We start from the raw sequence: 24,691 nt of genomic DNA on the forward strand, positions 1-24,691 counted from the left end.
TTGCTTACCTCAGGGTCGAAGCGCCGGCTCAGGGCCGCTTCATCTGGCAGGTGGTGGGTGTGCTCGACACATAGGCCTCGTAGTACTTGACCGGCGCCAGCGTGTAGCCGGTGTTCTCCGGGCTGTACGGGTACTTGGCGCTGGCCTTCTCCCACTTGGCGATGTAGAGGCCTTGCTGGATCTGGTGATCGGCCTTGCGCAATTCGACATCGCCATTGAAGCTCTTGAATTTCATGCCTTCCATGGCAGCCGCGACCTTGACCGGATCGGTGGACTTGGCCTTCACGAACGCTTCGGTCAGCGCCTGGAACACGGTGTAGATGTCGGTGGTGTAGAGGTCGTCGTTGAACTTCGCCTTGAAGTCGTCCGCGTACTTCTTCATCTCACCGCCCATGTTGTAGTGGGCGTAGCCAACCTGATACACCTTGCCGTCGGATGCTGCGCCCATGGCGGTCGGCGTACCGGTGGTCACGGCGTAGTAGGTGTAGAACTTGACGTTGAGGCCCGAATCGTTGGCCGCCTTGATGAGCAGCGCCAGGTCGGAACCCCAGTTGCCGGTGATCACCGAATCGGCACCCGATGCCTTGATCTTGGCGATGTACGGCGAAAAGTCGCGCACTTGCGCCAGCGGATGCAGGTCGTCGCCGACGACTTGAATATCGGGACGCTTGGTTTTCAGGTTTTCCTTGGCAAACTTCGAAACCTGCTGGCCGTGCGAATAGTTCTGATTGATCAGGTAGACCTTCTTGATCTCGGACTGATCCTTCATGTAGGTGGTCAGCGCTTCCATCTTCATGGAGGTGTCGGCATCGAAACGGTACTGCCAGTAGCTGCACTTGCTGTTGGTGAGATCGGGGTCGACGGCTGCGTAGTTGAGGTACAGCAGTTCCTTGCCAGGATTGCGCGCGTTGTTCTTCTCGACCGCATCGATGATCGCCAGGGCCGGGCCGGAGCCGTTGCCCTGAACGATATAGCGGGCGCCCTGATCTTGCGCGGAGCGCAGCGCGCTGGTGGTTTCCTGCGGGCTCAACTTGTTGTCGATGCCGATGATCTCGAACTTGACGCCAGCGGCGTTCTTCTTGTTGAACTCTTCCGCGAAGAACTGGAAGGTCTTGAGCTGGTTGGTGCCGACGGATGCCATGAGGCCCGACAGCGGGTCCAGCCAGCCGATCTTCACGGTTTCGCCCTTTTGGGCAAAAGCGCCGGTGGCGCTCGCAGCAAGGATGGATGCTGCAACGAATTTAAGAGCGAAGGTCAATCTGTGTCTCCTGGTTTCAAGGCTGGCTGTGCTGCCAAAGCCGAGCGAGATTACAAGCGTTTGGAACCCTGCCGCTCAGGGAATGCCCGTAAGAAGAGCGCCGCGGGGCAGGTTTCTATCGCGCATGCGACAGGCCCGGCATACCGCGGCGAATTTTTTCCTACCGATGGGTAGAAAACGTCAGGCTTCTCAGCCCGGGCGCTTCATCTGGCAGGACGTCGGCGTGCTCGCGACGTAGGGCTCGTAGTATTTGATCGGCGCCATCGTGTAGCCCGTGTTCTCGGCGTCGTACGGGTACTTGGCGCTCGCCTTTTCCCAGCGCGTGATGTAGAGCCCTTGCTGCAACTGGTGGTCGGCCTTGCGCATCTCGATCTCGCCATTGAAGCTCTTGAGCTTCATGCCTTCCAACGCCGCAGCGACCTTGACCGGATCGGTGGATTTGGTCTTGACGAAGGCTGCGTCCAGCAACGCGAACGTGTTGTAGATCGATGTCTGCGTCATGTCGTCGTTCATCTTCTTTTTGAACTCGGTCATGAGCGGCTGGATCGGACCGCCCATGTTGTAGTGGCCGTAAGTGACCGCGTAGACCTTGCCGGCCGAGGCCGAACCCATCGCCGTCGGCGCACCCGCGCCAAAGGCGTAGTAAGTGTAGAAATTGACGTCGAGGCCTGCGTCGTTCGCGGCCTTCAGGAGCAGCGCGAGATCGGAACCCCAGTTGCCCGTGATCACGGTATCGGCGCCAGACGCCTTGATCTTCGCGATGTAGGGCGCGAAATCGCGAACCTGGGCCAGCGGATGCAGGTCGTCCCCGACGATCTGGACGTCAGGGCGTTTGACTTTCAAGTCTTCCTTGGCGAACTTCGAGACCTGCTGGCCGTGCGAGTAGTTCTGGCCGATCAGGTAGACCTTCTTGATCTCCGGTCGGTCCTTCATAAAAGTCGTCAGCGCTTCCATCTTCATGGAGGTGTCGGCATCCAGCCGGAAATGCCAGTAGCTGCACTTGCTGTTGGTCAGGTCGGGGTCGACCGCCGCGTAGTTCAAGTACAGCATTTCCTTGCCCGGGTTGCGCGCATTGTTCTTCTCGAGCGCGTCGATGATCGCCAGCGCCGGGCCGGACCCGTTGCCCTGCGTCACATAGCGTGCACCCTGGTCCATGGCCGAGCGCAGCGCGCTGGTGGTTTCCTGCGGGCTCAGCTTGTTGTCGATGCCGATGATCTCGAACTTCACGCCCGATGCGTTCTTCTTGTTGAAGTCCTCTGCCAGCAGCTGGTAGGTCTTCAGCTGGTTGGTGCCGACCGAGGCCATGAGGCCCGACAGCGGGTCCAGCCAGGCGATCTTCACGGTCTCGCCTTTCTGGGCAAACGAGGCGGTCGCGCCTGCGAGCATGGCGCAGGCCGCGATGGTTTTGATGGCAAATTTCATGGTCTTGTCTCCGTTCTTGTCAATCGAATGCGCTGCGGGATCAAAGTCCCGGCAGCTTGTAGCCCTTGAGTTGCTCACGCAGCTTCGTCTTCAGGATCTTTCCGGTGGCGCCGAGCGGAATCGCTTCGACGAACACCACGTCATCGGGAATCTGCCACTTGGCCGTCTTGCCTTCGTAGAACTTCAGCAGCTCTTCGCGCGTGACGTCGGCGTTCGGCTTCTTGACCACCGCGACGATCGGGCGTTCGTCCCATTTTGGATGGAACACACCGACGCACGCGGCCATGGCGATCGCGGGGTGCGCGACGGCGATGTTCTCGATCTCGATCGAGCTGATCCATTCGCCGCCCGACTTGATCACGTCCTTGCTGCGGTCGGTGATCTGCAGGTAGCCGTCGGCATCGATGGTGGCGACGTCGCCGGTCGGAAACCAGCCGCGGTTCTGCGTGTCGGGGATGAGCGGATCGCCGCCCTCGCCCTTGAAATACTCCTTGACGATCCACGGCCCCTTGACCAGCAGGTCGCCGTAGGCCTTGCCGTCCCAGGCCAGTTCCATGCCGTCGCCGTCGACGATCTTCATGTCGACACCGAAGATCGCGCGGCCCTGCTTCAGGCGGATCGCGGTCTGCTCGTCGCGCGACAGGGCCAGGTGCTTGTTCTTGAGCGTGCAGAGCGTGCCGAGCGGGCTCATCTCGGTCATGCCCCACGCGTGGAGCACCTCGACGTTGTACTGCTCCTGGAACGCGTGGATCATGGCCGGCGGGCAGGCCGAGCCACCGATCACAGTGCGGTTGAGCTTCGAGAACTTGAGGTGGTTGGTCTGCATGTGGCCCAGCATCATTTGCCACACGGTCGGTACGCCGGCCGCGAAGGTCACGCCCTCGGATTCGATCAGTTCGAAGATCGACTTGCCGTCCATCGCGGCGCCCGGGAACACCAGCTTGCAGCCGACCAGCGCGGCCGAATACGGGATGCCCCACGCATTGACGTGGAACATCGGCACCACCGGCAGCACCGAATCGCGCGCCGAGATCGCCATCACGTCGGGCAGCGCCGCGGCGTACGCGTGCAGCACCGAAGAGCGGTGGCTGTAGAGCGCCGCCTTCGGATTGCCGGTGGTCCCGCTCGTGTAGCACATGCTGGACGCCGAGTTCTCGTCGAAGGTCGGCCAGTCGTAGTCGGTGGAGCGGGCGCCGATCCACGCTTCGTAGCTGACGAGATTCGGCACGCCGGTGTCGGCCGGCAACTTGTCGGCGTCGCACAGCGCGACGTATTTCCTGATGCCCGGGCAGCGCGCGTGCACCGCCTGCACCAGCGGCAGGAAGGTGATGTCGAAGCACAGGATCTGGTCTTCGGCGTGATTTGCGATCCACGCGATCTGGTCGGGATGCAGACGCGGATTGATGGTGTGCAGCACGCGTCCGCTGCCGCTCACGCCGTAATACAACTCGAGGTGGCGGTAACCGTTCCAGGCCAGCGTGGCGACGCGGTCGCTGAACAGCAACTGCTCTTCTTCCAGCGCGTTCGCCACCTGGCGTGCACGGGTGGCGATCTGCGACCACGTCGTGCGATGAATGTCGCCTTCGACGCGGCGCGACACGATCTCGGCGTCGCCATGGTGGCGATCGGCGAACTCGATCAACGACGAGATCGACAGCGGTTGGTCTTGCATCAAACCCAGCATCGGGAAAACTCCTTGGATGGAAAAAATTAGCCTGGCGGGAGTATTGCGCAGCGCAGCATTTCACCGATGGGGGAATGCCCGTATCGGCTTGCGCGATCACCATGGCCCTCGCGCCGAGGGGTTTCGCGCTCTGCCGGACAATCGCGGCCATGAGCTTGCTTCTGGACACCACCGGCGCCGTGGACTCGGGCCTGCGCTGGACGACCGGATTCCGGGCGCTCGGGCCGGCCTTTTTCACCGATCTGAAGCCGACGCCGCTGCCCGCCCCGTACTGGGTCGGTCGCAGCGACGCGGTCGCCCGCTACGCCAGCATCGATGCCGACTGGCTTCCGACGCCCGGGGCGCTGGCGGTTTTCACCGGCAACGCACTGCTGCCCGGCATGGCGCCCCTCGCCTCCGTGTACAGCGGTCACCAGTTCGGCGTGTGGGCCGGCCAGCTCGGTGACGGGCGCGCGATCCTGCTCGGCCAGACGGGCGGCGGTCTGGAAATGCAGCTGAAAGGCGCCGGTCGCACGCCCTACTCCCGTGGCGGCGATGGCCGGGCGGTGCTGCGATCAAGCATCCGCGAATTCTTGTGCAGCGAGGCGATGCATGGCCTCGGCATCCCGACCACGCGTGCGCTCTGCGTCACCGGCTCCGACCAGGGCGTGCGCCGCGAAGAAGTCGAGACGGCGGCCGTCGTCACGCGCGTCGCGCCCAGCTTCATCCGCTTCGGTCACTTCGAGCATTTCGCCGCGGCAGAACGCGACGACGAGCTGCGCGCGCTCGCCGACTTCGTGATCGACAATTTCTACCCGGCCTGCCGCACCACCGATCGCTTCGGCGGCAACGCTTACGCCGCGCTGCTGGAAGCCGTGAGCGAGCGCACCGCCGCGCTGATGGCGCAATGGCAGGCCGTCGGCTTTTGCCATGGCGTGATGAACACCGACAACATGAGCATCCTCGGGCTCACCATCGATTACGGCCCGTTCCAGTTCCTCGACGGCTTCGACCCCAAGCACGTCTGCAACCACAGCGACACCGGCGGCCGCTATGCCTATAACCAGCAGCCCAACGTCGCGTACTGGAATCTGTTCTGCCTTGGCCAGGCGCTGTTTCCGCTGATCGGCGACCAGGAAATCGCGATTGCCGCGCTCGAGTCGTACAAAACCGTGTTTCCGCGCGAGTTCGAAGCACGCATGCGCGCGAAGCTCGGCTTTGCAGATGCGGCGGACGGCGACCGGATCCTGGTCGAAGGACTGCTCAAACTGCTCGCCGCCGAGCGCGTCGACTGGACCATCTTCTGGCGCCGGCTCTCCCACCATGTCGCCGACGGCAACCCGGAGCCGGTGCGCGACCTCTTCGTCGACCGTGCGGGTTTCGATGCCTGGCTGCGCCTGTTCTCGGAACGCTCCGCCCAGACGCCACGGGAGGTCACGGCCAAATCGATGCTCGCCACCAACCCGAAGTTCGTGCTGCGGAACCACCTCGGGCAGGAAGCCATCGAACTCGCCCGGCAAAAAGACTTCAGCGGCGTCGAGCGCTTGCTGAAACTGCTCGAAACCCCATTTGAAGAACATCCCGGCTTCGAACACCAAGCCGGCTTCCCGCCCGACTGGGCCTCCTCCATCGAAATCAGCTGCTCATCATGACCCCACCCGTCCAGAAAACCGATGCCGAATGGAAAGCCATCCTCGCCGAAAAAGGCGCCGAGCGCGGCGCCTTCGAAGTCACGCGCCACGCGGCCACCGAGCGTCCTTACACCGGCAAGTACGAAGCCGAGTGGGCGGACGGCACTTACCACTGCATTTGCTGCGGCGCAAAGCTGTTCGAAGCCGGCAAGAAGTTTGACGCCGGCTGCGGCTGGCCCAGCTTTTCTGAAGAAGCCGTGCCCGGCGCCATCCAAAACATCGTCGATCGCTCGCACGGCATGACGCGCACCGAGAACGTCTGCGCGAATTGCGGTGCCCACCTGGGCCACGTGTTCCCCGACGGCCCGACCGACACCGGCTTGCGCTACTGTATGAACTCCGCCTCGCTCGACTTCCAGAAGCGCTGACCCGCACCCCGCATGAAACTGCTCATTGATTTCTTTCCGATCGTGCTGTTTTTCGGCGCCTACAAATTCGCCGACATCTACACCGCGACCGGCGTGTTGATGGGCGCCACCGTGCTCCAGATGGTCATCATTTATCTGCGTGAGCACAAGCTTCAGGCCATGCAGAAGGCCACGCTGGTGCTGATCCTGCTTTTCGGTACGCTCACGCTGGTGCTGCACGACGACCGCTTCATCAAGTGGAAGCCGACGGTGCTCTACAGCGCGATGGCGATCGGGCTGGCCGTCGCGTACTGGGTGGTCAAGAAGAATTTCCTGCAGGTCATGCTCGGCCAGCAGCTCCAGTTGCCCGACCGCATCTGGACCCACCTGAACATCGCGTGGATCGGATACTGCGTTTTCATGGCGGCCATCAACGCCTACGTGGCGACCTACTTCAGCACCGAGGCCTGGGTCAATTTCAAGCTATGGGGTTACGCGTTCCCGATCGTGTTCCTGATCGCGCAGGGGCTCTACATCTCGCCGCACATGAAGTCGGACGAGCCCGCCGCATGAGCGCGCAGCAACCGACGACCGCGCTGCCGACCAGTGCAGCGCTCGAAGCGACCTTGCGGGCCGCGTTGCAGCCCACGAGCCTCGAAGTGATCGACGAAAGCGCCGCGCACGCCGGTCATTCGGGAGCGAACGCCGAAGGCTTCGGCACGCATTTTCGGGTGCGCATCGCGTCTCCCCGCTTCGAGGGCCAGAGCCGCGTGGCGCGGCATCGCCTTGTGTATGATTCGCTGCAGATTTTTATCGCACAGGGCCTTCACGCCATTGCCATCGAGACGCTCTGAGCGCTCTCCCCGATCGCTGGACGTTTCCGCTCGCGACCCTTTCACTCTCCCACCTCCCATGAAAAAACAACTTCTGCAGGCCGTCGCTGCCGCCGCATTCATTGGCACCCTTTCGTTCGGTGCGCTGGCGCAAAACGCCGCCATCGTGAACGGCAAGGCCATTCCCAAGGCCCGCATGGACATGCTGGCGCAGCAACTCGCGGCAGCTGGCCGGCCGGTCACCCCCGAAATGCAGGGCCAGCTGCGCGAAGAAGTGGTCGCACGCGAGGTGTTCATGCAAGAGGCGCAAAAGCAGGGCCTCGACGCCACCGACGACTACAAGGCGCAACTCGAGCTGGCCCGCCAGGCGATCATGATCCGCCAGCTGTTCGACAACTACCGCAAGAAAAATCCGGTGACCGACGCTGAAGTGCAGGCCGAGTACGACAAGTTCGTCGCGGCCAACGGCGGCAAGGAATACAAGGCGCGCCACATCCTGGTCGAGAAGGAAGAAGACGCCAAGAAGATCATTGCCGACCTCAAGAAGGGCGCCAAGTTCGAGGACATCGCCAAGAAGCAATCGAAGGACCCGGGATCGGGCGCCAACGGCGGCGACCTCGACTGGGCCAACCCGTCGAGCTTCGTGCCCGAGTTCTCTGAAGCCATGATCAAGCTCAAGAAGGGCGAGATGACGCAGGTGCCGGTGAAATCGCAGTTCGGTTATCACATCATTCGCGTCGACGACGTGCGCCAGGCGCAGCTGCCGAAGGTCGATGAAGTCAAGCCTCAGATCACGCAGCAACTGGCGCAGCAAAAGCTGCAGAAGTACCAGGAAGACCTGCGCGCGAAAGCCAAGGTGGAATAAGCGCGCTGGCGCTCCGGAGCAAAAGCGGCCCGCGGGCCGCTTTTTTCATGCGTGCGCCGGGCTCACCCGACCCACTTTCGCGCATTGCGCCAGATCTGCATCCAGGGGCTGAACGCGCTCTTGTCTTCCGAGGTCCAGCTCATCTGGATGTTGCGGAACACGCGCTCGGGGTGCGGCATCACGGCGGTGAAGCGTCCGTCCAGCGTTGTCACCGAGGTCAGGCCGCCGGCGCTGCCGTTCGGATTGAACGGGTACTGCTCGGTAGACTGGCCGTGGTTGTCGACATAGCGCATCGCCGCGATCGCCTTCGACGCGTCGCCGCGGTGCTTGAAGTTGGCGTAGCCCTCACCGTGCGCCACCGCGATCGGCAGCCGGCTGCCGGCCAGGCCGCCGAAAAAGATGCTGGGCGACTCGAGTACTTCGACCATCGCGAGCCGCGCCTCGAAGCGCTCGCTCTGGTTGGTGGTGAAGCGCGGCCAGGCCTCGGCGCCGGGAATGATGTCGGCCAGCTCGGCGAACATCTGGCAGCCGTTGCACACGCCGAGGCCGAAGGTGTCGGCGCGGCCAAAGAACGCCTGGAACTGCGCCGACAGCTTCGGGTTGAAGGTGATGCTGCGCGCCCAGCCGATGCCCGCGCCCAGCGTGTCGCCGTAGCTGAACCCGCCGCAGGCGACCACGCCCTTGAAGTCGGCCAGGTCCGCCCTGCCCGACTGCAGGTCGGTCATGTGCACGTCGTAGGCCTCGAAACCTGCCTCGGTGAAGGTGTAGGCCATCTCAACGTGCGAGTTGACGCCTTGCTCGCGCAGGATGGCGACCTTGGGGCGGGACTGGAGGTACGCCGGGGCGATGCCCTCACCCCGACCCTCTTCCGGGGGGAGAGGGAGGAAGACGTGCATGCCGGGGTCCACCGGATCGCCGGCCGCGGCGTGTTCAGCATCGGCACAGGCCGGGTTGTCGCGCTCGCGGGCGATCTTCCAGCTGACCGAGTCCCACACCTGATGCAGGTCGTGCAGGCTCGCGCTGAACACCGACTTGGCATCGCGCCAGACTTCGACCTTGCCCTTTCCGGCATCCATCGTCGAACTCGCCGGCCGCGTCTTGCCGACGAAATGGCTGTGGGCACTGAGGCCGTGGGCGCGCAGCACCTGCATGACGTCGTTGCGGGTTTCGGTGCGCACCTGGAGCAGCATGCCGAGCTCCTCGCTGAAGAGCGCCTTGAGCGTGAGCTCCTCGCGCCGCGCGCTCACCTGCTGCGCCCAGTTCTTGGCGTCGCCCGTTTCCATGCGGCTGTCCGAGATGCCGTCGCCTTCGGTGACCAGCATGTCGACATTCAACGCCACGCCGACGTGGCCCGCGAACGCCATCTCGCAGGCGGCGGCGAACAGGCCGCCGTCGCTGCGGTCGTGCATCGCGAGGATCTTGCCGTCGGCGCGCAGCGCGTTGACGGCGTCGACCAGCGCCACGAGTTGCGCCGGGTCGTCCAGGTCGGGCACCGTGTCACCGCTCTGCCCCAGCGTCTGCGCCAGAATGCTGCCCGCCATTCGGTGCTGGCCGCGGCCCAGGTCGATGAGCACGAGCGTGGTGTCGGGCTCGTTCGCATCGAGCTGCGGCGTGAGCGTGCCGCGCACATCGACCAGCGTCGCGAAGGCAGTCACGATCAGGCTCACCGGCGAGGTGACCTTCTTCTTCTCGGCGCCGTCCGACCAATGGGTGCGCATCGACAGCGAATCCTTGCCGACCGGGATCGACACGCCCAGCGCCGGGCACAGTTCGAGGCCCACGGCCTTCACGGTTTCGTACAGCGCGGCGTCTTCGCCCGGTTCGCCGCAGGCCGCCATCCAGTTGGCCGACAGCTTGACGCGCGAGAGTTCGATGGGCGCGGCCAGCAGGTTGGTAATCGCCTCGGCAACGGCCATGCGGCCCGATGCGGGCGCGTCGAGCGCGGCCAGCGGCGTGCGCTCACCCATGCTCATGGCCTCGCCTGCGAAGCCGGCGTAGTCGGCCAGGGTGACGGCGCAGTCGGCCACCGGCACCTGCCACGGGCCGACCATCTGGTCGCGGTGGCTCATGCCGCCCACGGTGCGGTCGCCGATGGTGATGAGAAAGCGCTTGGACGCCACGGTCGGGTGCGCGAGCACGTCGATCGCCGCTTTCTGCAGCTTCACGTCGGTGAGATCGAGCGGCTTGAACTGCCGGACGACCGTCTTCACGTCGCGCAGCATCTTCGGCGGCTTGCCCAGGAGCACGTCCATCGGCATGTCGACCGGCTGCGCGTCGGCGCCTTCGTCGGCCACGACCAGCTGGCGCTGCTCGGTCGCGACGCCGACGACCGAGAACGGGCAGCGCTCGCGCTCGCAAAAAGCCTTGAACTGCTCGAGTGATTCCGGCGCGATGGCCAGCACATAGCGCTCCTGGCTTTCGTTGCACCAGATTTCCTTGGGCGCGAGGCCGGACTCTTCGAGCGGCACGGCGCGCAGGTCGAAGCGCGCGCCGCGACCGGCGTCGTTGGTGAGCTCGGGGAACGCATTGCTCAGGCCGCCCGCCCCCACGTCATGGATAGCGAGGATCGGGTTGGCCGCGCCCTGCTGCCAGCAATGGTTGATGACCTCCTGCGCGCGCCGCTCGATTTCGGGGTTGCCGCGCTGTACGGAATCGAAGTCGAGTTCGGCCGCGTTGGCGCCGGTCGCCATCGAACTGGCAGCGCTGCCGCCCATGCCGATGCGCATGCCGGGACCGCCGAGCTGGATCAGCAGCGAGCCCGCGGGGAACAGGATCTTCTTCGTCTGCGTTGCGTCGATGCTGCCGAGGCCGCCCGCGATCATGACGGGCTTGTGGTAGCCGCGTTGCACCTTGTCGACGTCGCTCGCAATCGTCTGCTCGTACTCACGGAAATAGCCCAGCAGATTGGGCCGGCCGAACTCGTTGTTGAACGCGGCGCCGCCGAGCGGCCCCTCGGTCATGATTTGCAGCGGGCTCGCAATGTGCGCCGGCTTGCCGTAGTGACCGTCTTCCGGCCACAGCCTGGACACCGTGAAGCCGGTCAGGCCGGCCTTGGGCCGGGAGCCGCGGCCCGTCGCACCCTCGTCGCGGATCTCGCCGCCGGCGCCTGTGGCCGCGCCGGGAAACGGGGAGATCGCCGTCGGATGGTTGTGCGTCTCGACCTTCATCAGCACATGCATCAGCGCGCTGTCTTTCTGGTAGCGCCCGTCACCTGCGCCAGCGACCGTGCCGCCCGACCGTGCAACGAACCGTTCGATGGTGCTGCCTTCCATCACCGACGCGTTGTCCGAGTACGCGACCACCGTGTGCTGCGGGTTCTGCTTTTCGGTGTGGCGGATCATCGAAAAGAGGCTGTGCGGCTGCACGGAGCCGTCGATCGTGAAGGCGGCATTGAAGATCTTGTGACGGCAGTGCTCGCTGTTGGCCTGCGCGAACATCATCAGTTCGACATCGCTCGGATTGCGGCCGAGCCGGGTGAAGGCGTCGACCAGGTAGTCGATCTCGTCCTCGGCCAGCGCCAGGCCGAAGGTGGTGTTGGCCGCCACCAACGCAGCGCGCCCGCCCGTCAACACATCGACCTGCGCCATCGGCTGGGCCGGCAGTTCGGCGAACAGAGCAGCAGCGCCCTCCACGCCCGGCAGCACCGATTCGGTCATGCGGTCGTGCAGCAGCGCGGCCGCGGCAGCGAGCTGGTCGCCCGACAGCGCCGGCGTCTTGCCGATGAGCGGCGACTTGAGGCTCAGGTGGTATTGGGTGACGCGCTCAACGCGGCGCAGCGCGAGACCGCAGTTGTGCGCGATGTCGGTGGCCTTCGAGGCCCACGGCGAGACGGTGCCCAGCCGCGGAGTGACGACCACAGTGGTCGCCGCGTGCTTCGGCGCATCGAAGGGCTCCCCGTAGCTGAGCAACGCGGCGAACTGCTCGCGCGCGGTGACCGCCAGTGCGGTCTCGGTCACGACCAAGTGGACGAAGCGTGCGGCGATCGATTCGATCTTCGGCTCGATGGCCTGCAGCCGGGGCAGAAGCTGGCGTGCACGGAAGTCGCTGAGTGCGGCACCGCCCTCGAAAATGGTCACGATGGGGGTGGCGATGGATGCGGGCTGCGTCACGGTGATGGGGCCTTCGGCCAAGGGAGAAATGAACGATTTCTTGCCGGAAAGCCGCTGACTGGGGCCATCCGCGTTAACCCGGAATTTTAGCCGGCCGAATGGGATAATTCGAGGATGAGCATTACCTATCACGACGCCGAGGGCATCGCCGCGATGCGAACGGCGGGCCGGCTGGGCTCCGAGGTGCTGGACTACCTCACGCCCTTCATCCAACCCGGCATCACCACCAATGAAATCGATCGTCTGGCGGCCGACTACATGGTCGAGCAAGGCACGACGTCGGCCACCGTCGGATACATGGGCGCCAGCAGCGAGCCGTTCCCCAAGTCGCTTTGCACTTCGGTCAACAACGTGGTGTGCCACGGCATCCCCGACGACAAGCCGCTGAAGAAGGGCGACATCCTCAACATCGACGTGACCGTCATCAAGGACGGCTGGTTCGGCGACAACAGCCGGATGTTCATCGTCGGCGACGCCTCGATCGCGGCCAAACGGCTGTGCGCGATCACCTTCGAGGCGATGTGGCACGGCATCTTGCAGGTGCGCCCCGGTGCGCACCTGGGCGACGTCGGCCATGCGATCCAGAAGTTCGCCGAGGGGCACGGTTTCTCGATCGTGCGCGAGTTCTGCGGCCACGGCGTCGGGCGCAAGTTCCACGACGAGCCGCAGGTGCTGCACTACGGCCGCCCGGGCACGCTGGAAGAGCTCAAGCCCGGCATGATTTTCACGATCGAACCCATGATCAACGCCGGCAAGCGCGAGATCAAGGAAGACCACAAGGCCGGCAAGTACGACGGCTGGACCATCGTGACGCGGGACCGGTCGCTGTCGGCGCAGTGGGAGCATTCGGTGCTGGTCACCGAAACCGGCTACGAGGTGCTCACGCTGTCGGCCGGCAGTCCGCCGCTGCCCTCCTTCGTGACCGCTACCAAGACCTGATTTGATCGAGGCGCCCAAGATCGACGTGGCGATGTTGCGCGAGGCCTACCGCGCGAACAAGCTCGCCCTGTTCGACACGCTTCGGCTGGCGCGCGCGCCCACCCGCAGCGTCCACACGGTGCTGCGCCAGCTCTCCGCGCTGGCCGACGAAACACTGACCGCTCTGTGGGACGACGCAGGTTTCGGCGCCACGTTCACGCTGGCCGCGGTCGGCGGCTTCGGTCGTGGCGAGTTGTTTCCGTACTCCGATGTCGACGTGCTCCTGCTGCTGCCCGAAGGCCATGCAGAGGCCATCGAGCCGGCCCGGGTCGAGGCGTTCATCGGCCAGTGCTGGGACGCAGGGCTGGAGATCGGCTCGAGCGTGCGCACGGTCGACGAATGCCTGGGCGAAGCGGCCAAGGACGTCACCGTCCAGACCTCGCTGCTCGAATCGCGCTTCATCACCGGCGACAAGAAGCTCTACGCCACCTTTCGCAAGCGCTTCCTGGCCGATATCGACCCCGAAGCGTTCTTTGCGGCCAAGTCGCAGGAGCTGCGGCACCGCCACCAGAAGTTCGACAACACGCCCTATGCGCTCGAGCCCAATTGCAAGGAGTCGCCCGGCGGCCTGCGCGACCTCCAAACCATCCTGTGGATGACCAAGGCGGCAGGCTTCGGCAACCGGTGGGACGACCTCGCGAAAAACGGATTGGCCACGCCCTTCGAGGTGCAGCAGATCAAGCGCAACGAGGCGCTGCTCAGCCTCATCCGCGCGCGGCTGCACGTGATCGCCAACCGGCGCGAAGATCGCCTGGTGTTCGACCTGCAGACCGCCGTGGCTGCGACCTTCGGCTACGTGGGCGAATCGCAGCGCAAGGCGAGCGAGGCGCTGATGCGCCGCTACTACTGGGCGGCGAAGGCGGTGGGCCAGCTCAACCAGATCCTGCTGCTGAACATTGCCGAGCGCCTGCAGCCGGTGGCCGAAGAGCCGACGAAGATCAACGACCGCTTCTACGAGCGCGCCGGCCTCATCGAGATTGCCAGCGACGATCTGTACCAGCGCGATCCGCACGCGATCCTCGAGACCTTCCTGCTTTACCAGAAGACGATCGGTGTGAACGGGCTGTCGTCGCGCACCCTGCGCGCGCTCTACAACGCGCGTCGCGTGATGGACAGCAAGTTCCGCAACGACCGCGTGAACCATGTCACCTTCATGCGCATCCTGCTGGAGCCGCGCGGCATCACCCACGCGTTCCGGCTGATGAACCAGACCTCGGTGCTGGGGCGCTACCTGCGCGTGTTCCGCAGCATCGTCGGGCAGATGCAGCATGACCTGTTCCACGTGTACACGGTCGACCAGCACATCCTCATGGTGCTGCGGAACATGCGGCGCTTCTTCATCGCGGAGCATGCCCACGAGTACCCGTTCTGCTCGCAACTCGCGGCGGGCTGGGACAAGCCGTGGGTGCTGTACGTGGCCGCCCTCTTCCACGATATCGCCAAAGGCCGTGGCGGCGATCACTCCAAGCTCGGCGCCCGCGACGTGCAGCGCTTTTGTCGCCAGCACGAAATCGCGCGCGACGACATGAAGCTCGTCGAGTTCCTGGTATCGGAGCATCTGACCATGAGCACGGTCGCGCAAAAGCAAGACCTGAGCGACCCCGAAGTGGTGGCCGCCTTCGCCAAGCGCGTCGGCAGCGAGCGTTACCTCACCGCGCTGTACCTGCTCACGGTGGCCGACATTCGTGGCACTTCGCCGCGCGTCTGGAATGCCTGGAAGGGCAAGCTGCTCGAAGACCTCTACCGCATCACCTTGCGCGCGCTCGGGGGCCACATGCCCGACGCCGGCGCCGAGATCGAAGCGCGCAAACACGACGCGCTGGTGCAGCTCGCGCTGTACGCGCAGCCTTTCGAAGCGCACAAGGCGCTTTGGGAGACGCTCGACGTCGGCTACTTCATGCGGCACGACGCCTCGGAGATCGCCTGGCACACCAAGCAGCTCTCGCGGCATGTGCCGGTGAAGGGCATGCCGATCGATGCGAAGGCGCGCGCCATCGTGCGGGCCCGCACCTCGCCGGTCGGCGAGGGATTGCAGGTGGTCGTCTACACGCCCGACCAGCAGGATCTTTTCGCGCGCATCTGCGGCTACTTCGACCAGTCGTCGTTCAGCATCCTGGACGCCAAGGTGCATACCGCCAGCAACGGCTACGCGCTCGACACCTTCCAGATCGTCACCGCCTATGTGCCGGAGCATTACCGCGACCTCATCAGCATGGTCGAGACCGGCCTTGCGAAAACGCTCGACGAAGCCGGCCCCCTGCCGCCGCCGGCCAAGGGTCGCGTGTCGCGTCGGGTGCGCAGTTTTCCGATCAAGCCACGCATCAGCCTGCTGCCCGACGACAAGGCGCAACGCTGGGTGCTCAACATCTCCGCCAGCGACCGCGCGGGCCTGCTCTACTCCGTGGCGCGCGTGCTGGCGCAGCACCATCTGAACCTGCAGCTCGCCAAGGTCACGACGCTCGGCGAGCGGGTAGAAGACACCTTCCTGATCAGCGGCCCCGAACTGCAGGGCCAGCGTGCGCAGCTCGCGATCCAAACCGAATTGATGGACGCACTCGCTGCGTGAAAGGCCCCCTGCGATGAACGCGACGACCGACCCCACCCGCGACATCGTCTTTCTCATCGACGTGGACAACACGCTGCTCGACAACGACGGCGTCATCGCCGACCTGCACACCCACATCGAAGCCGAGCTCGGCGAGGCACTCGCGGCACGCTACTGGGCCGGCCTCGAGGCACTGCGGGACGAGCTCGGTTATGTCGACTACCTCGGCGCGGTGCAGCGCCTGCGCCGCGAGATGGACCCGCTGCAAATCAGCGATCCGCGCCTGCTGCAGATCGGCCGCTACATGGTCGACTACCCGTTCGCCGACCGGCTCTATCCGGGCGCACTGCCGGCGCTCCAGTACCTCCAGACGACGGGCTCGGCCGTCATCGTTTCGGACGGCGACGTGGTGTTCCAGCCGCGCAAGGTCGAGCGTTCCGGCCTGTGGGGCGCGGTCGATGGGCAGGTGCTGATCTACGTGCACAAGGAGCACATGCTCGAGACGATTGCGCAGCTGTATCCCGCGCGCCGCTACGTGATGATCGACGACAAGCTGCGCATCCTCGCGGCCATGAAAGCCATCTGGGGCGCGCGCCTGACGACGGTCTTCGTGCGCCAGGGGCACTACGCGCTCGACACCGAAGCCATCGCCGGCTTCGAGCCGGCCGACATCACGATCGAACGCATCGCCGACCTGTCCACGCTGACGTGGACACACTGAACACACCCGCACACGGAAGCCACATCATGAGCCAGAAGATCAGCCCCCTCGCCGGCCACCCGGCACCCCAGAGCCTGCTCGTCGACGTGCCGCGGCTCGTCTCGGCGTACTACACCGGACGGCCCGATCCCTCGGTGCCGGCGCAGCGTGTGGCTTTCGGCACGTCAGGCCACCGCGGATCGTCGTTCGACAACGCGTTCAACGAGTGGCACGTGCTGGCTATTTCGCAGGCGATCTGCGATGACCGTCGGCAGAAGGGCATCGACGGCCCGCTATTTCTCGGGATCGATACGCATGCGCTGTCGACGCCGGCGCTCTGCAGCGCGATCGAAGTGCTGGCGGCCAACGGCGTCGAATTGATGCTGGCCAAAGACGACGAGTACACGCCGACGCCCGCCATCTCTCACGCCATCCTGGTCTACAACCGCGGGCGCACCGAGCACCTGGCCGACGGCATCGTCATCACGCCTTCGCACAACCCGCCCGAGAGCGGCGGGTTCAAGTACAACCCGCCGAACGGCGGGCCGGCCGGCACCGATATCACGGGCGCGGTCGAGGCGGCTGCCAACCAGTTTCTCGCAAACGCGCTGGCGGGCGTGAAGCGCATGCCGCTCGCGCAGGCACTGCGGGCGTCGACCACGCATCGCCATGATTTCCTGACGACCTATGTCGAAGACCTCGCTAACGTGGTCGACATGGACGCGATCCGCAGCGGCGGCGGCCCGCTCGCCGTCAACCCGCTGGGCGGCGCCGGCGTCCACTACTGGGGCGCCATTGCGGCCCGCTACAAGCTCGACCTCACCGTGCTGAGCGACGCGGTCGATCCGACGTTCCGCTTCATGACGCTCGACTGGGATGGCCGCATCCGCATGGACCCCTCGTCGCCGTACGCGATGAACAGCCTGATCGCGCTGAAAGACCGCTACCCGATCGCCTTCGCCTGCGACACCGACCACGACCGCCACGGCGTCGTCACCGCATCGGCTGGCCTGCTGCAGCCCAACAGCTATCTCGCGGTGATGGCCGACTACCTTTTCACGCACCGCCCGGAGTGGCCGAAGACCGCAGCGCTCGGCAAGACGCTGGTGAGCAGCAGCCTGATCGACCGCGTCGCCGCGAACGTGGGCCGCACGCTGTACGAAGTGCCGGTGGGGTTCAAGTGGTTCGTCGACGGGCTGGTCGACGGCTCGCTCGGCTTCGTGGGCGAAGAGAGCGCCGGCGCCAGTTTCCTGCGACGCGACGGCTCGGTCTGGACCACCGACAAGGACGGTCTGGCACCGGCCCTGCTCTCGGGCGAGATCCGGGCACGCACCGGGCGCGACCCTGGCGAGCGCTACGCAGCGCTGACGGCGAAGCTCGGCAACCCGGTGTCGGATCGCGTCGACGCATCGGCCACGCCGGCGCAGAAAAAGCGCCTGTCGACGTTGTCGCCCGCGCAAATCCAGTCGAAGGAACTGGCCGGCGAAAAAATCACCCGCGTGCTGAGCAATGCGCCAGGCAACGGCGCTGCGCTGGGCGGCGTCAAGGTGATGACCGAGAACGGGTGGTTCGCGGCACGCCCGTCGGGCACCGAAGACATCTACAAGATCTACGGCGAAAGCTTTCTCGGCGCCGATCACCTCAAGCGCATCCTCGCCGAGGCACAACAAGTGGTCAACAGCGCCCTGGGCGACCCGGCCTGAAAGTCACTACCATCCGGGCACTCCAACCATTCAGAGGAATACACAAATGTTCAAAAGTGACGATACCGGCAAGCTGGTCCTGCGCCTGGCGCTCGGCATCCTGATCCTGTTGCACGGCATCGCCAAGCTCAAGGGCGGCGTCGGCTTCATTTCCGGCCAGCTGACAGCACACGGTTTGCCCGCCGCGCTCGCCTACGGCGCCTACATCGGCGAAGTCGTCGCGCCGATTCTGGTCATCGTCGGCTTTTTCACCCGGCCTGCCGCATGGATCATCGCGATCAACATGGTGTTCGCGATTTTCCTGGTCCACATGGCCGACCTCGGCGCCATGACCAAACAAGGCGGTTGGGCGCTCGAACTGCAAGGCATGTTCCTGTTCGCCGCCATCGCGGTCGGTTTCATGGGCGCTGGCCGCCTGAGCCTGGGCGGCAGCACCGGCAAGTTCAACTGATCCGTCAGGGTTCAGTCGTCGTCGCCGGCATCGAGGCCTGGAAACAGGACCTCGGTAAAACCGAAGCGCGAAAAATCGCGCACCCGCATCGGATACAGCTTGCCGAGCAGATGGTCGACTTCATGCTGCACGACTCGCGCATGGAACCCACTCACGGTGCGGTCAATCGGGTCGCCGTACGGATCGAAGCCGGTGTAGCGAATGCTGGCGAATCGCGGCACCACGCCGCGCAATCCGGGCACTGAAAGACAGCCTTCCCAGCCCTCTTCTTCGTCGTCGCCCATTGGCGTGATGACCGGATTGAGAAGCACAGTGCGCGGCACGATCGGCGCTTCGGGATAACGTGGATTCACCGAATCCGTCCCAAAAATAACGAGCTGCTGGTCGACCCCGATCTGCGGGGCAGCCAGGCCAGCGCCGTTGACGCTGTGCATGGTTTCGAACATGTCGCGCACCAACAGGTGCAGTTCGTCGGTGTCGAAGGCCGCCACCGGCTGCGCGATGCGCAGCAGGCGGAGATCGCCCATCTTGAGAATGTCGCGAACGGTCAGGGCTGTTCCTTGTTGTTCCACGATGGCTGCACCACTGCGCCAGGACCACGTGCCGACGGGGGCACGACGAACGGGCGGGGCACGCCTTGCGGTGCACGCGCTGCGGGCTGCGGCTGAATAGGACGGCCCGGTCCGACGCCGGGCGCATAGCCGCCACCAGGACGCGGCGGCGTGTAGCCGGGTCGGCCACCGTAATACCCGTTGCCGCCTCTCCCGCGCCCGTCGTAGTACGGTTGCCGGTAAGGCTCACGGTAATACGACGAACCGCCGCCGTAATAGCCACCGCCCTGGATGTAGACGGGCGGCGCGACCACCACCGGCGACGGATCGGAATAGTACGGCTGCGAATAGCCGCCGTCCCCGTAGTACCCGGGCCCGGCAACGCAGCCGGTCAACGTGACGACGGCACCCATGGCGGCGACAAGGCCGAGCGATCGAATTCTGTTCATGGCATAACTCCTGTGACACCTGTTTCAACGGCCTACCGTAAACCTTGTTGACTGCGCTTGTGTGAAGCCAGGTAACCTGCGGTAAGCATCATTCTCCGGCGGCAAGCAACGCCAGCATCTTCGCTTCATCGATCACCTCGACCCCCAGCGCGATTGCCTTGTCGAGTTTGCTGCCGGCCTCGGCGCCCGCCACCACGTAGTCGGTCTTCTTGCTGACCGACCCGGCGACCTTGGCACCGGCCGACTCGAGTTTGTCCTTCGCCTCGTCACGCGCCAGCGTAGGAAGGGTACCGGTGATCACGAAAGTCTTGCCCGCAAGCGGCAGCACCGTGCGCGGTGCGGGCTCGCCTTCTTCCCAGGTAACGCCACAAGCGCGCAGTTGTTCGACCACCTCGCGGTTGTGCGGCTGATCGAAGAAGGTGCGCAGACTTTGGGCCACGACCGGGCCGACATCGTTCACCTCAAGCAGTTCAACTTCCGTCGCGTCCATGATCGCGTCGAGCTTGCCGAAATGCTTGGCAAGGTCTTTGGCCGTGCTCTCGCCCACATGCCGGATGCCGAGCCCGAACAGGAAGCGCGGCAGCGTGGTCTGCTTGGACTTTTCCAGCGCCGCGACGATGTTCTTCGCCGACTTCTCGGCCATGCGGTCGAGGCCCACCAGCGTGGTAAAGCCGAGCTTGTAGAGGTCGGGCAGTGTGCGGATCAGGTTGGCGTCGACGAGTTGCTCGACCAGCTTGTCGCCGAGGCCTTCGACCTCCACCGCGCGACGTGCCGCGAAATGCAGGATCGCTTCCTTGCGCTGCGCTGCGCAGAACAAGCCGCCGGTGCAGCGGTAATCGACCTCGTCTTCTTCGCGCACCGCATCGGAGCCGCACACCGGGCACTGGCGCGGCATGGTGAAGACCGGCCCGCGCTGATCGTCGGGCTTCGCTGCGCTTTCGGGCACCACGCCGACCACTTCGGGGATCACGTCGCCGGCGCGCCGCACGATCACGGTGTCGCCGACGCGAACGTCCTTGCGCCGCGCTTCGTCTTCGTTGTGCAGCGTCGCGTTCGTCACCGTCACGCCGCCCACGAACACCGGCGCCAGCTTCGCCACGGGCGTGAGCTTGCCGGTGCGGCCCACCTGGACTTCGATGCCCTGCACCGTGGTGAGCTGCTCTTGCGCCGGGTACTTGTGCGCCACCGCCCAGCGCGGCTCGCGGGAAACGAAGCCCAGCTGCCTTTGCAGCGCGACGCTGTCGACCTTGTAGACGACGCCGTCGATGTCGTAGGGCAATGCATCACGTTGCCGCCCGATCGTCTCGTGGAAAGCGATCAGTTCGATCGCGCCGCGCGCACGCTGCGTCTGCGTCGCGACCGGAAAACCCCACGCATGAAACTGCTGAAGCCAATCGAACTGCGTGGTGCAGTCGGGGCCACCCTCGCTCGCCGGCGTGACCTCGCCGAGCCCGTACGCGAAGAAGCTCAGCGGCCGTGCGGCGGCGATGGCCGGATCGAGCTGCCGCACCGCCCCGGCCGCTGCATTGCGCGGGTTCACGAAAACCTTTTCGTTCTTCTGGCCGGCCGCGATCTTCGCGCGTTGCCGCTCGTTCAGCGCCTCGAACTGGTCGCGACGCATGTAGACCTCGCCGCGCACTTCCACCACCGGCGGCGCGCTGCCGTTCAGCCGCAGCGGAATCTGCTGCACGGTGCGGATGTTCTGCGTGACCTCTTCGCCGACCTCGCCGTCGCCGCGCGTGGCGGCCTGCACGAGCACGCCGTGCTCGTAGCGCAGATTGAGCGCGAGCCCGTCGAACTTGAGCTCGCACACGTAGTCGACCGGCGGCCCGTCCTCGGCGAGGCCGAGTTCCTTGCGCACGCGCGCATCGAACGCGCTCGCGCCGGCGGCGGTGATGTCGGTCTCGGTGCGGATCGACAGCATCGGCACCTTGTGGCGCACCTTGGTGAAGCCATCGAGCACCTTGCCGCCGACGCGTTGCGTGGGCGAGTCGGCGGTGCGCAGGTCGGAATGTTCGGCTTCCAGGGCTTGCAGGCGCTGGAACAGTTGGTCGTACGCCGCATCGGGCAGCTCCGGCGCGTCCAGTACGTAATAGCGGTGCGCGTGGTGGCGCAACTGTTCGCTCAATGCAGCGGCCTCTTGCACCGCCTGCTCCCGTGGGGTCATCCTGTCGATCCTGGAACGGCGCGTGGCCGGGTCATCGTGTGCCCACGGCCGAGGTCGGCGTCGGGGCGGCTCGCGCCGATCATAGACGCGGGCCCCGGCCCCTTCAGGTCAGCGCTGTGGACGGATGCGATAGATCGCGTTGTTCAGGTCGGCACTCATGTAGATCGAGCCGTCGCGCCCCACGGCCACACCCGTCACCACATAGGGCGGCGGCATGCCGGGCCCGCCGGCCATGCCGATCGGCAGGTTCTCGGCCACCGTGCGGCGCTGGCCGTCGACCGCGTCGATCTCCACAAGCCGCCGCGCCGCACTTTCCGCCACGATGAAACTGCCCCACGGGGTCTGCGCCACGCCTTCCGGGAGCGCGAGTCCTTCTGCGACGGTGCGCGACGCACCGCCGTCGAGCGGCACGCGGGTCAGTTTGCCGGCGGCCTCGGTGACATAGAGCGCGCCGTCCTGGCCCAGCACCATCTGGACCGGCCCGCCCAATCCGCTGGCCAGCACTTTCTTGTCGGCGAACTTGGGGCCACTGGCGCGAGTGATCGAGCCCGTGGCGATCTCCGCGTACACCACGCTGCCATCGGCCATCGGAATCGCGTCGTAGGGCGCCTTCAGCCCGTGGATCGTCTCGACGGTCTTGAGCGTCTGGCGGTCGACCAGCTGCACGGTGCCGGTGAACCACGACGTCAGCGCGAACAGCCTGGCCGACAACCCCACGGCAAACGGATAGTCGAGATCGGGATCGCGCTGCATGCGGAACACGTCGCGCACCGCGCCGTTGCGCACATCCACCTGCCGGAAGCCGAAGACGTCGGCCACCCAGAGGTCGTCGCCGTCGATCTTCAGGCCGGCGGGCAGGGCCACCTTGCCGCTCGTCAGGGTCCGCAGGTCGCCGGTGGCCGGATTGAACGCCTGGATCTGGTTGTTGGCCATGTTCGACACGTAGACCGTGCCGTCCGGCGCGATCGCGAGGTTGTCGAGCGACGGTTCGAGTTGTTTGGCAACGGTCTTGCGCCCCGTGGCGAGGTCGACCTTGACCAGCTCGCCGGAGCGGGTGTCGACCACCCACAGGTTGCCCTTGCCATCGAGGTTGGCGGCGGCCGGAATCTTGAAGCCCTCCGCGATCACGGTCATGTTGCCGTTGGCCGGATCGATCCTGACCACCTGGCCCTTGAACCACAGCGGTCCGTAGAGCATGCCGTCGGGACCGACCTCGAAGCCGTTGAAACCGCCCATGTCTTTCTTGATGAGCCGCGGCGGCGCTTTGCCTGCGCGATCGATCTCCCACAGCGCATCGCCGAGGAACACCTGCGACGCATAGAGCTTGCCGTTGCGCCGGTCGAAGTCCAGCGAGTTGAGGCCGGGAAGATCCTTCGCCAGCACCTGCATCGGTGCGCTGTCGCTCTCGCGGTAGCGCAGCATGCCCATGAGGTAGTTGGTCCACGCGAGCTCGCCGCGCGCGCCGACCGCGATGTCGTCGGCTTGTCCTTCGGGCCCGGGGACCAGCACCTTTGCAGCGCCGGTCGTGCGGTCGACTTCCCACAGCGAGCTGCCGACGACCGAGCCGGCCAGCAAGCGGCCCTTCTGGTCGACCGCCAGCCCGTGGACGCCCGCGAACGACGACGGTGCGACCAGCACTTCGGGCGCCGCCCAGGCCGCGGGCCGCGTCGGCGGCGAGGTGCAGGCGCCGAGCAACGCCAGCGCAGCGCCGAGCCATGCGGCCCGGAAGGTGGTTTTTTTCATGGTTGTCTCCTCGCGCAGAGGTGCGCGAAGGCAATCTAGCGGCCGTCCGGAGGCCGCGGCAACCGGGCTTTCCCGGCGCCGGGACGCGTGCGCGACTCCGGCGTTAGCTGAAGAGCCGGCGCGCGAGCGGCGATCCGGCCGCGAGGTCGCGCGCTTCGAGCGTGTCGTAGAGCTGTTCGAGGTCGGCACCGATCACGTCCATGGTCTCGTCGCGCAGCAGTTGCCCGTCGCCGTCGGTCACGACGCCATCCATGTCGCGCGCCAGCGAGGCGGCGGCTTCGCGCATGCGGCGGAACGGCTCTTCGCCGCGGTCCACTTGCGGCACGTCGAGGCTCAGGGTCAGTTCGCGAATCGCCGATTGCGCCGGGTCATCGGCCAGCGCAGCTTGCGTGTCGAAGGACAGGCCGAGGATCGGTGGCAGGCCGGCTTCGGAGGTCGGCAAGACCATGCGGCCGGGGATGATCCCCGCCACGAAGCCCAGGCGTGCCGCGTTCTGCTGCACGTAGCCAGGGCTCCAGGCCGCGTGCAGGGCGCGCAGCACGAAACCGAGCTGCGCGTCGTGCCCGCTCGCGAACTGATCGAGTTCGCGCGCACGCGAGACCTCGTCGAGCATCTCGGGAAATTCCGGGGCGCCATTGAGCGCGTCGGCGAAGGCCTGCGCCTTGACGACGAACTCCGAATATTCGATTTCGTTGAGCGCGCCGGTGCGATTGGCCAGCTGCACGCCGACCTGGAACGCGCCGTAGCGCTGGCCGGGCGCGGGCATTTCCCATTCGCCGGTGTGCTCGTTGAGGCCCTCGATCGCGACCGGCTTGCTGCCGGCGCGGCGCGTCGCGGGCATCGCGGCGATGGCGGCGTCGCCCGAGGCGAGACCGTCGAGCGACACGGGGGCGATGACGTCGATCAGCGGGTCGAGGCCACCACGGCGGTCCGCCGTCGGGATCGGCAGCGCCGTGGGCGCCGGCAGATCGGGGTCGAACAAGGGCTCGTGCCGCTCGTTGCCCGGTGTCGGATACGGATCGCTGTGCATCACCGGGTCTTCAGGCGACAGCGGCGCCGGCATCGTGCCCCGGGGCAGTTCGCCGTCGACGGCATCGGGCTGGCGCGGCGCGTTGCGGCGTGAACTCCAGGCGTTGTAGCCGATGACGGCCGCGAGGACGAGGCCGCCGAGGATCGCCAGGGCGACGGTGAGATTGCTCATGGTGCGGGCGGGTGC

General features: G+C 65.6%; 19 protein-coding genes. 10 read left to right on the plus strand and 9 right to left on the minus strand.

Annotated features, from left to right (window positions below):
- Positions 1-28: 28 nt before the first annotated feature.
- From AX767_RS20145 to AX767_RS20155, 3 genes are all read right to left on the minus strand, one after another.
- A complete protein-coding gene (locus tag AX767_RS20145; RefSeq protein ID WP_068632968.1) occupies positions 29-1,258 on the minus strand; it encodes a branched-chain amino acid ABC transporter substrate-binding protein in 1,230 nt (409 codons plus the stop codon).
- Positions 1,259-1,447: 189 nt separating this feature from the next.
- On the minus strand, positions 1,448-2,680 hold the full coding sequence (locus AX767_RS20150) for a branched-chain amino acid ABC transporter substrate-binding protein (RefSeq protein WP_068632970.1): 1,233 nt from the start codon (positions 2,678-2,680) through the stop codon (positions 1,448-1,450).
- 40 nt (positions 2,681-2,720) lie between these two features.
- Entirely contained in the window at positions 2,721-4,364 is a 1,644-nt protein-coding gene (locus tag AX767_RS20155; protein ID WP_068632972.1) for a 3-(methylthio)propionyl-CoA ligase, read from the minus strand.
- 149 nt (positions 4,365-4,513) lie between these two features.
- Between AX767_RS20155 and AX767_RS20160 the strand changes: the two genes are divergently transcribed.
- The 5 genes from AX767_RS20160 to AX767_RS20180 are packed head-to-tail and all read left to right on the plus strand — an operon-like array spanning position 4,514 to position 8,079.
- Positions 4,514-5,995: a protein adenylyltransferase SelO gene (locus AX767_RS20160; RefSeq protein ID WP_068632973.1), complete on the plus strand. Its 1,482-nt coding sequence runs from the start codon at positions 4,514-4,516 to the stop codon at positions 5,993-5,995.
- Entirely contained in the window at positions 5,992-6,402 is a 411-nt protein-coding gene (msrB, locus tag AX767_RS20165) for a peptide-methionine (R)-S-oxide reductase MsrB (protein ID WP_068632975.1), read from the plus strand. Before AX767_RS20160 ends, msrB begins: the two co-directional genes overlap by 4 nt.
- 12 nt (positions 6,403-6,414) lie before the next feature.
- Positions 6,415-6,954 carry a septation protein A gene (locus AX767_RS20170; protein ID WP_068632977.1) on the plus strand — a complete coding sequence of 180 codons (540 nt, stop codon included), beginning with the start codon at positions 6,415-6,417 and terminating at the stop codon, positions 6,952-6,954.
- Positions 6,951-7,235 carry a BolA family protein gene (locus AX767_RS20175; protein WP_068632979.1) on the plus strand — a complete coding sequence of 95 codons (285 nt, stop codon included), beginning with the start codon at positions 6,951-6,953 and terminating at the stop codon, positions 7,233-7,235. The genes AX767_RS20170 and AX767_RS20175 overlap by 4 nt, the downstream gene beginning before the upstream one ends.
- A 58-nt stretch (positions 7,236-7,293) precedes the next feature.
- Positions 7,294-8,079 carry a peptidylprolyl isomerase gene (locus AX767_RS20180; RefSeq protein ID WP_068632981.1) on the plus strand — a complete coding sequence of 262 codons (786 nt, stop codon included), beginning with the start codon at positions 7,294-7,296 and terminating at the stop codon, positions 8,077-8,079.
- 62 nt (positions 8,080-8,141) lie between these two features.
- Here the strand turns inward: AX767_RS20180 and purL are convergent, their stop codons facing one another.
- Positions 8,142-12,188: a phosphoribosylformylglycinamidine synthase gene (gene purL, locus AX767_RS20185; RefSeq protein WP_210392667.1), complete on the minus strand. Its 4,047-nt coding sequence runs from the start codon at positions 12,186-12,188 to the stop codon at positions 8,142-8,144.
- A gap of 114 nt (positions 12,189-12,302) precedes the next feature.
- Between purL and map the strand changes: the two genes are divergently transcribed.
- Genes map through AX767_RS20210 form a run of 5 tightly spaced genes read left to right on the plus strand, consistent with a single transcriptional unit; the run spans position 12,303 to position 18,565 of the window.
- Positions 12,303-13,127, plus strand: coding sequence for a type I methionyl aminopeptidase (gene map, locus AX767_RS20190; RefSeq protein WP_068632983.1), 825 nt, complete (start codon positions 12,303-12,305; stop codon positions 13,125-13,127).
- 1 nt (position 13,128) lies between these two features.
- Positions 13,129-15,732 (plus strand): [protein-PII] uridylyltransferase, encoded by a 2,604-nt coding sequence (locus AX767_RS20195; RefSeq protein ID WP_068632985.1) that lies wholly within the window; start codon positions 13,129-13,131, stop codon positions 15,730-15,732.
- A gap of 13 nt (positions 15,733-15,745) precedes the next feature.
- The gene (locus AX767_RS20200; RefSeq protein WP_068632987.1) at positions 15,746-16,432 is read left to right on the plus strand and encodes an HAD family hydrolase; all 687 of its coding nucleotides are present in this window, start codon (positions 15,746-15,748) and stop codon (positions 16,430-16,432) included.
- A gap of 26 nt (positions 16,433-16,458) precedes the next feature.
- Positions 16,459-18,114: a phosphoglucomutase (alpha-D-glucose-1,6-bisphosphate-dependent) gene (gene pgm / locus AX767_RS20205; RefSeq protein ID WP_068633952.1), complete on the plus strand. Its 1,656-nt coding sequence runs from the start codon at positions 16,459-16,461 to the stop codon at positions 18,112-18,114.
- Between the two features lie 46 nt (positions 18,115-18,160).
- On the plus strand, positions 18,161-18,565 hold the full coding sequence (locus AX767_RS20210) for a DoxX family protein (protein ID WP_068632989.1): 405 nt from the start codon (positions 18,161-18,163) through the stop codon (positions 18,563-18,565).
- Positions 18,566-18,576: 11 nt separating this feature from the next.
- Here the strand turns inward: AX767_RS20210 and def are convergent, their stop codons facing one another.
- From def to AX767_RS20230, 5 genes are all read right to left on the minus strand, one after another.
- Positions 18,577-19,116 (minus strand): peptide deformylase, encoded by a 540-nt coding sequence (gene def, locus AX767_RS20215; RefSeq protein ID WP_068633953.1) that lies wholly within the window; start codon positions 19,114-19,116, stop codon positions 18,577-18,579.
- Positions 19,113-19,565, minus strand: a complete 453-nt coding sequence (locus AX767_RS21115; RefSeq protein WP_082755099.1) for a hypothetical protein — start codon at positions 19,563-19,565, stop codon at positions 19,113-19,115. The genes def and AX767_RS21115 overlap by 4 nt, the downstream gene beginning before the upstream one ends.
- Before the next feature lie 88 nt (positions 19,566-19,653).
- Positions 19,654-21,732, minus strand: coding sequence for an NAD-dependent DNA ligase LigA (gene ligA, locus AX767_RS20220; protein WP_068632991.1), 2,079 nt, complete (start codon positions 21,730-21,732; stop codon positions 19,654-19,656).
- 108 nt (positions 21,733-21,840) lie between these two features.
- On the minus strand, positions 21,841-23,475 hold the full coding sequence (locus AX767_RS20225) for an SMP-30/gluconolactonase/LRE family protein (protein ID WP_068632992.1): 1,635 nt from the start codon (positions 23,473-23,475) through the stop codon (positions 21,841-21,843).
- A 103-nt stretch (positions 23,476-23,578) separates the two neighbouring features.
- Positions 23,579-24,676: a cell division protein ZipA C-terminal FtsZ-binding domain-containing protein gene (locus AX767_RS20230; protein WP_068632994.1), complete on the minus strand. Its 1,098-nt coding sequence runs from the start codon at positions 24,674-24,676 to the stop codon at positions 23,579-23,581.
- Positions 24,677-24,691: the final 15 nt, after the last annotated feature.

Origin of the sequence: Variovorax sp. PAMC 28711, assembly GCF_001577265.1 — a bacterium.
Taxonomy (GTDB): domain Bacteria; phylum Pseudomonadota; class Gammaproteobacteria; order Burkholderiales; family Burkholderiaceae_C; genus Variovorax.

Bases quoted from the DNA above. Each gene is read 5' to 3' on its own strand.
- AX767_RS20170 (WP_068632977.1), top strand. From the start codon at position 6,415: ATGAAACTGCTCATTGATTTCTTTCCGATCGTGCTGTTTTTCGGCGCC.
- pgm (WP_068633952.1), top strand. From the start codon at position 16,459: ATGAGCCAGAAGATCAGCCCCCTCGCCGGCCACCCGGCACCCCAGAGC.
- map (WP_068632983.1), top strand. From the start codon at position 12,303: ATGAGCATTACCTATCACGACGCCGAGGGCATCGCCGCGATGCGAACG.
- AX767_RS20150 (WP_068632970.1), bottom strand. From the start codon at position 2,680: ATGAAATTTGCCATCAAAACCATCGCGGCCTGCGCCATGCTCGCAGGC.
- AX767_RS20200 (WP_068632987.1), top strand. From the start codon at position 15,746: ATGAACGCGACGACCGACCCCACCCGCGACATCGTCTTTCTCATCGAC.
- AX767_RS20225 (WP_068632992.1), bottom strand. From the start codon at position 23,475: ATGAAAAAAACCACCTTCCGGGCCGCATGGCTCGGCGCTGCGCTGGCG.
- AX767_RS20230 (WP_068632994.1), bottom strand. From the start codon at position 24,676: ATGAGCAATCTCACCGTCGCCCTGGCGATCCTCGGCGGCCTCGTCCTC.
- ligA (WP_068632991.1), bottom strand. From the start codon at position 21,732: ATGACCCCACGGGAGCAGGCGGTGCAAGAGGCCGCTGCATTGAGCGAA.
- AX767_RS20160 (WP_068632973.1), top strand. From the start codon at position 4,514: ATGAGCTTGCTTCTGGACACCACCGGCGCCGTGGACTCGGGCCTGCGC.
- AX767_RS21115 (WP_082755099.1), bottom strand. From the start codon at position 19,565: ATGAACAGAATTCGATCGCTCGGCCTTGTCGCCGCCATGGGTGCCGTC.
- AX767_RS20155 (WP_068632972.1), bottom strand. From the start codon at position 4,364: ATGCTGGGTTTGATGCAAGACCAACCGCTGTCGATCTCGTCGTTGATC.
- AX767_RS20175 (WP_068632979.1), top strand. From the start codon at position 6,951: ATGAGCGCGCAGCAACCGACGACCGCGCTGCCGACCAGTGCAGCGCTC.
- AX767_RS20210 (WP_068632989.1), top strand. From the start codon at position 18,161: ATGTTCAAAAGTGACGATACCGGCAAGCTGGTCCTGCGCCTGGCGCTC.
- AX767_RS20180 (WP_068632981.1), top strand. From the start codon at position 7,294: ATGAAAAAACAACTTCTGCAGGCCGTCGCTGCCGCCGCATTCATTGGC.
- msrB (WP_068632975.1), top strand. From the start codon at position 5,992: ATGACCCCACCCGTCCAGAAAACCGATGCCGAATGGAAAGCCATCCTC.